Raw genomic sequence first — 7094 nt, forward strand, 5'->3', positions numbered from 1 at the left:
TGCCATTGCGCTCGGCCACTTGAGTTGTTTGCCCGTTTTGCCGCGCGTCGGCAGAGGTTTGCGGGCCAGGTGCCAGGCTGGGCAGCCCTTTTTTGAGGTTCACGTCTTCAAAAGAGCGTGAAAAAACGGGTTTTCACAACTTCACAAGAGTGTGGCGAGCAAATGAATAGTTTGGCGTTTGTACAAGCACCATCAGCGTCTGGAACAGCCCAACCACACAGGACCGAGCACGCCTCAAAAACCGGAGCTTGAGCATGTCCGCTACGGATTGATTGCACAAATCGCACGCGTTGACCATAAGTCGAATTGCCACAGGCGCCCATGAATGCGTTCATAGGCAAATTAGCCCGGCAGGACGCGTGCGCTGAAGTTGCAAAGAATTGCGAATCGGACATGGCGATCCTGGCCATGGGTAACCTGGGGCAATACGTGAACCGCCCTGTCACTCCTGGCAGCCATGCCGACAATTTGGTGCTGCAGATTTTGGAGACGCGTTAAATGGCGCATAACGAAGCAGTCGACGTAGTACTGGTTGGGGCCGGCATCATGAGTGCCACCCTGGCCGTACTGCTTAAAGAGCTCGACCCCGGCCTTACGCTGGAAGTCGTTGAGCTGATGGATTCGGGTGCCGCGGAAAGTTCCAACCCGTGGAACAACGCCGGTACCGGCCACGCCGGCCTGTGTGAGCTGAACTACACCCCGCAGGCGGGCGACGGTTCCATCGACATCAAAAAAGCGGTGCACATCAACACTCAGTTTGAGGTGTCGAAGCAGTTCTGGGCGTACCTGACCAAAAAGAGCACCTTTGGCTCGTCCAAATCCTTTATCAGCCCGGTGCCGCACCTGAGTTTCGTGCAGGGCGAAAAAGGCGTGTCCTTCCTCAAGAAGCGTTTTGAAACCCTCAGCCAGCACCATGCGTTCTCGGACATGCACTACACCGAAGACCGTAGCGAGATGGCCGAGTGGATGCCGCTGATGATGCCGGGCCGCCCGCTCGACGAAAAAATCGCTGCCACCCGCGTGATGAACGGCACCGACGTCAACTTTGGTGCACTCACCAATCAGTTGCTCAGCCACCTGAGCAGCGCGCCGGACGCCCAGGTCAAGTACAACAAACGCGTGACGGGCCTCACCCGCAACGGCGCGGGCTGGACCGTGAGCATCAAGGACGTCAACACTGGCGACAGCCGTGAAATCGACGCCAAGTTCGTCTTCCTCGGCGCCGGCGGCGCGGCGCTGCCGCTGCTGCAAGCCTCGGGCATTGAAGAAAGCAAAGGTTTTGGCGGTTTCCCGGTCAGCGGCCAGTGGCTGCGTTGCGATAACCCACAAGTGGTCAAACACCACCAGGCCAAGGTCTACAGCCAGGCTGCGGTGGGTTCGCCGCCGATGTCCGTGCCGCATTTGGACACGCGTGTGGTTGATGGCAAAAAGTCCCTGCTGTTCGGACCGTATGCCGGTTTCACCACCAAGTTCCTCAAGCACGGCTCGTTCCTCGACCTGCCACTGTCGATTCGCGCCGGTAACATCGGCCCGATGCTGGCCGTGGCCCGCGACAACATGGACCTGACCAAGTACCTGGTCAGCGAAGTGCGCCAGTCGATGGAACAGCGCCTGGAATCGCTGCGCCGGTTCTACCCCGAAGCGAAAGCTGAAGACTGGCGCCTCGAAGTGGCTGGCCAACGCGTGCAGATCATCAAGAAAGACCCGAAAAAAGGCGGCGTGCTGCAATTTGGCACCGAGCTGGTCGCGGCCAAAGACGGCTCGCTGGCAGCGCTGCTGGGCGCCTCCCCCGGCGCATCGGTCACCGTGTCGATCATGCTGGAACTGATCGAGCGCTGCTTCCCGGGCAAAACTGCCGGTGAGTGGGCGGCCAAGCTGCAAGAGATTTTCCCGGCGCGCGAAAAACTGCTGGAAACCGATGCAGAGCTGTATCGCAAGGTTAACGCGCAGAACAACATCAGCCTGGAACTGGTTGAGCAAAGCAACGAGGCCGAAAGCTACGCTTGAGGCTGCCTCCTGCGGGAAGGCAATAAAAAACGCCCGGCGCTCGTGATGAGCGTCGGGCGTTTTTTTATGCCCGGGAATCAGCCGCGGGCTTTTTCGATCAGCTCAATGTACTCGGCGGCGTTGCGCTGGTCCTTGATCAGTTCAACAAACGTCTGGCCCTGTTCGTCTTTGCCGTCGAGGTCCAGGCCGGCTTCCCTGAAAAAGCCCAGGAAACGCTCAAAGTCATCGATACGCAGGCCACGGTAGGCTTTGATCAGTTTGTGCAGGGACGGTGAAGTCGCGTCAACCGGCTCGAAAGCCAGGAACAACTTGATTTGATCGTCGCCGATCTCGTCACCAATCACCTGTTGCTTATCTTTACGCATTACCGACTCCAGCCTGCAGACATTTACACGGGGCTTGAAGTCTACCTGCGGGGCGCGAGCTTGTGTAGGCGCCGGTAGCAGACACGTTTGGTTGCACTACCTTGCGCCCTGTACCCTTCGCAACCTGTAGCGTTTGCGCTCATCCAAAACAAGAAGAATCCAAAAATGCCTTTGAATCCAGTCGCGGCCATCGAACCCTACCTTGCAGAACTCACCGCACTGAGGCGTGACCTGCACGCTCACCCCGAACTGGGCTTTGATGAACACAGGACCTCAAAAATTGTTGCGACCTTTTTGCAGGCGCTGGGCATTGAAGTTCACCTGGGGCTGGCGGGCACCGGTGTCGTAGGGGTTATTCAGGGCGCCAAACCTGGCCCGAGCATGGGCCTGCGAGCCGACATGGATTGCCTGCCGATGCGTGAAGCCAATGAGTTCGCGCATCGCTCGGTGCACCCCGGCCTGATGCATGGCTGTGGCCATGACGGGCACACGGTCATGCTGCTGGCGGCGGCCCGCTACCTTGCGCAAACACGCCAGTTCAGCGGCACTGCGGTGGTGATCTTCCAGCCCGCCGAAGAAGGCGGCGGCGGTGCACAGGTGATGATAGAGCAAGGCTTGTTCGAACGCTTCCCGGTAGATTCGGTGTACGCCCTGCACAACAACCCGGACTACCCGGCCGGTGTGATTGCGGTGCAGCCCGGCCCAGTGGAAGCCGCGTCAGACAGCTTTGAAATGGTGGTGATCGGTCGCGGCGGGCATGCGGCGATCCCGCATATGGCCATCGACCCGGTGTTGGTCGCCAGCCATATTGTCGTCGCCTTGCAGAGCATCGTCAGCCGCAACCTGCACCCGCTGGAAGCCGGTGTCATCACGGTCGCCAGCCTGGAAACCAGCCAGCACTCAGCCAATAACGTGATCCCGGCCCACGTGAAGATGATTGGAACCGCGCGCAGCTTTACCGAGGCCAACCGCGACCTGCTCGAAAGGCGAATGGGTGAAATTGCCCGGTCTGTCGCGACGGCGTTCGGCGCAACACTGACTTTTCACTACCAGCGCGGTTACCCGGCAACGGTTAACCACACCAAAGAGGCACTGTTTGCCGCCGACGTTGCACGTAGCGTGGTCGGCAGCGCAAACGTCAGGTGCAATGAGCCGCTGACCATGGGCGCCGAAGACTTTTCGTACATGCTGCAGGCCCGTCCGGGCGCCTACATCTACCTCGGCCAGGGTGGCGCGCAAAGCGACGGCGCAGGCCATTGCCAACTGCACAATGACCGCTACGACTTTAACGACAACGTTATCGCCCTGGGTGCCGGGCTTTTGGCCTCATTGGTGGAGCAAGGGCTACCACGATAACTGCCGGCGACTCAGCCGATGGTTCAATCGAACTGGGCACGCATCCAGCGCGCATACTCGGCAACGCCGCTATCGCCTTCGCGCGGCGCCCAGTCAGCCAACTCGCCCTCGCCCACCGGCCGGTACGGCCCGGCCTTGCATTCGAACATCACGGTGTCGGGCGCAAGCACCACCAGGCCATGGAACACGCCCGGCGGCAAATCGACACCAGCGCACTCGCCACCCGCTTGCATCACGCGCTTGGCGAGCACTTCGCCGGTCTCGCTGAAAACCAACAAACCCAGGCTACCCTTAAGCACCAGCAAGGACTCCGCCTTGTCTGCGCTCAGGTGCCGATGCGGCGGCACATAAGTGCTCGGCTGCAGCGCGACGGCGAGGCGATGGCACGGCTCTTCCATCTGGTGAAAGTTGTGATGATGCCGGCCACGCGGGCTTTCGGTGGCCTTCTCGGCCAGTTCGGCAAACAGGGTCTGATCAAGAAAGCGCACCATCAATTACATTCCTTTAACGGCGTAGATGCCATTGGCGTTACGCCAGTAGCCTTTATAGTCCATGCCATAACCGAAGATGTAGCGGTCGATGCACGGCAGGCCCACGTAATCGGCTTTTAGGTCGGGCCGGGCTTTGCGGTCGTGGTCTTTGTCGATCAGCACGGCGGTGTGCACGTTGCGCGCGCCGGCGTGTTTGCAGAAGTCGATGATCGCGCCCAGGGTGTGACCTTCATCGAGGATGTCGTCAATGATCAGCACATCGCGGTCGATGAACGAGACTTCCGGCTTGGCTTTCCAGAACAGGTCGCCGCCGGTGGTTTCGTTGCGATAACGCGTCGCGTGCAGGTAGGACGCTTCCAGCGGGAACTGCAGATGCGTGAGCAATTTGCCGGCGAAGATCAGGCCACCGTTCATCACACAAAAGACCACCGGGTTGGTGTCGGCCATTTCACGCGTGATGTGCGCGCCAACCTTGGCGATCGCTGCTTCGACTTGCGCTTCGCTGTACAGGCAGTCAGCCTCGCGCATGATTTGACGGATATGCTCGAGATCAGCGGACATGGCGCTCTCCAAGGTGGATGCTGTGGCAAGAAAAGCGGGCAAAGGTACGCATGTGAGGCGTAACGTTCAAGCCTTAATGGACTAACGTACTAGATGTCTATAGGACAACACCCTCGGATAGATTAATCTAAGCCGGTTTTTTTGCCCGCCGCCGGAGCCTTTCCCATGCCCACTCGCGAGATCCGCCACCCGCTGATCCGACACAAACTCGGCCTTATGCGCCGCGCCGACATTAGCACCAAGAACTTCCGTGAGCTTGCTCAGGAAGTCGGAGCGCTGCTCACTTACGAAGCCACCAAAGATTTGCCCCTGGAAAGCTACGAGATTGCTGGCTGGGCCGGCACCGTCCAGGTCGAGAAAATCGCCGGTAAAAAAATTACCGTGGTGCCGATTCTGCGCGCCGGCATCGGTATGCTCGAAGGCGTACTCAGCCTGATTCCGGGTGCCAAAGTCAGCGCCGTAGGCGTTGCCCGCAATGAAGAAACCTTGCAGGCACACACTTACCTGGAAAAACTCGTCCCGGAAATCAACGAGCGCCTGGCAATGATCATCGACCCGATGCTCGCCACCGGCAGCTCCATGGTTGCCACGATCGACCTGCTGAAAAAGGCCGGTTGCAAAGACATCCGCGCCATGGTGCTGGTGGCTGCGCCCGAAGGCATCGCCGCCGTCGAGAAAGCCCACCCGGACGTGCAAATCTACACCGCCTCGATTGATGAGCGCCTCAACGAACACGGCTACATCATCCCGGGCCTTGGCGATGCCGGTGACAAGATCTTCGGCACCAAGCAGAAGGACGCGTGAGCATGCAGGATGATTTCAATGACCCGCTTTGGCGCCAGATCCTGTCTGGCGCACAAATGCTCTTCGTAGCATTTGGCGCGCTGGTATTGATGCCGCTGATCACCGGTCTGGATCCAAACGTTGCACTGTTCACCGCGGGCCTGGGCACGTTGCTGTTCCAGGTGGTAACCGGGCGTCAGGTGCCGGTGTTTTTGGCGTCGAGCTTTGCGTTTATCACGCCGATCATTCTCGCCAAAGGCCAGTTCGGCCTCGCGGCGACCATGGGCGGGGTGATGGCGGCCGGTTTCGTTTATACCTTCCTGGGCCTCGCGGTGAAGATCAAAGGCACCGGTTTTATCGACCGGCTGCTGCCGCCAGTAGTCATCGGGCCGGTGATTATCTCCATTGGCCTGGCCATGGCGCCGATTGCCGCGAACATGGCGATGGGTAAATCCGGCGACGGTGCCGAGTTGATCCATTACCAGACGGCGATGCTGATTTCGATGCCAGCGCTGCTGACCACGCTGATCGTGGCGGTATTCGGCAAGGGTATTTTCCGCCTGGTGCCGATCATCTCCGGCGTTCTGGTCGGCTTTGCCATGGCGTTCTACTTCGGCGTGGTCGACACGGCGAAGATCGCCGCCGCGCCCTGGTTCGCCCTGCCCCACTTCACCGCGCCGGAGTTCAACTGGCAGGCGATTCTGTTTATCGTGCCGGTGGCCCTGGCCCCGGCCATTGAACACATTGGCGGTGTAATTGCGGTGGGCAGCGTGACCGGTCGCGACTACCTGAAAAAGCCGGGCCTGCACCGCACGTTGCTGGGTGACGGCATTGCCACCACGGCCGCCGGCCTGTTTGGCGGCCCGCCGAACACCACGTACGCCGAAGTCACGGGCGCCGTGATGCTGACCAAGAACTACAACCCGAAAATCATGACCTGGGCGGCGGTGTTTGCCATCAGCCTGGCGTTTATCGGCAAGTTCGGCGCACTGCTGCAGAGCATCCCCGTGCCGGTGATGGGCGGCATTCTGTGCCTGCTGTTCGGCTCGATTGCGGCGGTGGGCATGAACACGCTGATCCGCCACAAGATCGACCTCGGCGAAGCGCGCAACCTGGTGATTGTGTCGGTGACGCTGGTATTCGGTATTGGCGGTGTGCTGGTCGGCACCGGCACCGGCCCGGATGACTTCGGCCTCAAGGGCATCGCCCTGTGTGCGGTGGTGGCGATTGGTTTGAACCTGCTGCTGCCGGGCAATGACGGCTGGAAGAACAAAAAGCCGGATGAGCCGCTGCTGTAACTGACGCCGCGAAACCAAATGTGGGAGCAAGCCACTTCCTGACAAACTACAAATAAGCTATTGTTTTTGCTATTAAAGTTTATTTAGGTTTGTGGCTTGGGTTTTGAGTGCATATCCGTTGTTGAGTTTATGGCTTATATCGGTTCCGCTCTTACAGCGGGTCACTTTTGAAAGGACCGGAAGCCGGCCCAGCCAAAAGTAACCAAAAGGTCCTCGCCCCACCACTCGGTGCC

At 59.5% G+C, this 7094-nt stretch carries 8 protein-coding genes; 5 read left to right on the forward strand and 3 right to left on the reverse strand.

Annotated features, from left to right (window positions below; genetic code table 11):
- Nucleotides 1–321 precede the first annotated feature (321 nt).
- Both AO240_RS28775 and mqo read left to right on the forward strand, forming a co-directional pair.
- The gene (locus AO240_RS28775; protein WP_158231403.1) at nucleotides 322–498 is read left to right on the forward strand and encodes a hypothetical protein; all 177 of its coding nucleotides are present in this window, start codon (nucleotides 322–324) and stop codon (nucleotides 496–498) included.
- On the forward strand, nucleotides 499–2007 hold the full coding sequence (mqo, locus tag AO240_RS25985; RefSeq protein ID WP_099240347.1) for a malate dehydrogenase (quinone): 1509 nt from the start codon (nucleotides 499–501) through the stop codon (nucleotides 2005–2007).
- A 77-nt stretch (nucleotides 2008–2084) separates the two neighbouring features.
- Here mqo and AO240_RS25990 read toward each other — a convergent pair whose 3' ends face one another.
- Nucleotides 2085–2372: a PA4642 family protein gene (locus AO240_RS25990; RefSeq protein ID WP_099240349.1), complete on the reverse strand. Its 288-nt coding sequence runs from the start codon at nucleotides 2370–2372 to the stop codon at nucleotides 2085–2087.
- A 165-nt stretch (nucleotides 2373–2537) separates the two neighbouring features.
- Here AO240_RS25990 and AO240_RS25995 point away from each other — a divergent pair, with 165 nt between their 5' ends.
- Nucleotides 2538–3728: a M20 aminoacylase family protein gene (locus AO240_RS25995; RefSeq protein ID WP_099240351.1), complete on the forward strand. Its 1191-nt coding sequence runs from the start codon at nucleotides 2538–2540 to the stop codon at nucleotides 3726–3728.
- Nucleotides 3729–3751: 23 nt separating this feature from the next.
- Here the strand turns inward: AO240_RS25995 and AO240_RS26000 are convergent, their stop codons facing one another.
- Together AO240_RS26000 and AO240_RS26005 are read right to left on the reverse strand one after the other, a co-directional pair.
- Nucleotides 3752–4219, reverse strand: coding sequence for a WbuC family cupin fold metalloprotein (locus AO240_RS26000; RefSeq protein ID WP_099240353.1), 468 nt, complete (start codon nucleotides 4217–4219; stop codon nucleotides 3752–3754).
- 3 nt (nucleotides 4220–4222) lie between these two features.
- Nucleotides 4223–4780: a hypoxanthine-guanine phosphoribosyltransferase gene (locus AO240_RS26005; protein ID WP_058414308.1), complete on the reverse strand. Its 558-nt coding sequence runs from the start codon at nucleotides 4778–4780 to the stop codon at nucleotides 4223–4225.
- Between the two features lie 165 nt (nucleotides 4781–4945).
- On the opposite strand from AO240_RS26005, the gene upp reads away from it, so the two are divergent.
- Nucleotides 4946–5584, forward strand: coding sequence for a uracil phosphoribosyltransferase (gene upp / locus AO240_RS26010; RefSeq protein ID WP_058414309.1), 639 nt, complete (start codon nucleotides 4946–4948; stop codon nucleotides 5582–5584).
- Between the two features lie 2 nt (nucleotides 5585–5586).
- The gene (locus AO240_RS26015) at nucleotides 5587–6861 is read left to right on the forward strand and encodes a uracil-xanthine permease family protein (protein ID WP_058414310.1); all 1275 of its coding nucleotides are present in this window, start codon (nucleotides 5587–5589) and stop codon (nucleotides 6859–6861) included.
- Nucleotides 6862–7094 lie beyond the last annotated feature (233 nt).

Origin of the sequence: Pseudomonas sp. ICMP 460 (genome assembly GCF_002723595.1) — a bacterium.
Taxonomy (GTDB): domain Bacteria; phylum Pseudomonadota; class Gammaproteobacteria; order Pseudomonadales; family Pseudomonadaceae; genus Aquipseudomonas; species Aquipseudomonas kitaguniensis.

Coding starts and splice junctions, on each gene's coding strand:
- AO240_RS28775 (WP_158231403.1), top strand. CDS start 322: ATGAATGCGTTCATAGGCAAATTAGCCCGGCAGGACGCGTGCGCTGAA.
- upp (WP_058414309.1), top strand. CDS start 4,946: ATGCCCACTCGCGAGATCCGCCACCCGCTGATCCGACACAAACTCGGC.
- AO240_RS26015 (WP_058414310.1), top strand. CDS start 5,587: ATGCAGGATGATTTCAATGACCCGCTTTGGCGCCAGATCCTGTCTGGC.
- mqo (WP_099240347.1), top strand. CDS start 499: ATGGCGCATAACGAAGCAGTCGACGTAGTACTGGTTGGGGCCGGCATC.
- AO240_RS26000 (WP_099240353.1), bottom strand. CDS start 4,219: ATGGTGCGCTTTCTTGATCAGACCCTGTTTGCCGAACTGGCCGAGAAG.
- AO240_RS26005 (WP_058414308.1), bottom strand. CDS start 4,780: ATGTCCGCTGATCTCGAGCATATCCGTCAAATCATGCGCGAGGCTGAC.
- AO240_RS25995 (WP_099240351.1), top strand. CDS start 2,538: ATGCCTTTGAATCCAGTCGCGGCCATCGAACCCTACCTTGCAGAACTC.
- AO240_RS25990 (WP_099240349.1), bottom strand. CDS start 2,372: ATGCGTAAAGATAAGCAACAGGTGATTGGTGACGAGATCGGCGACGAT.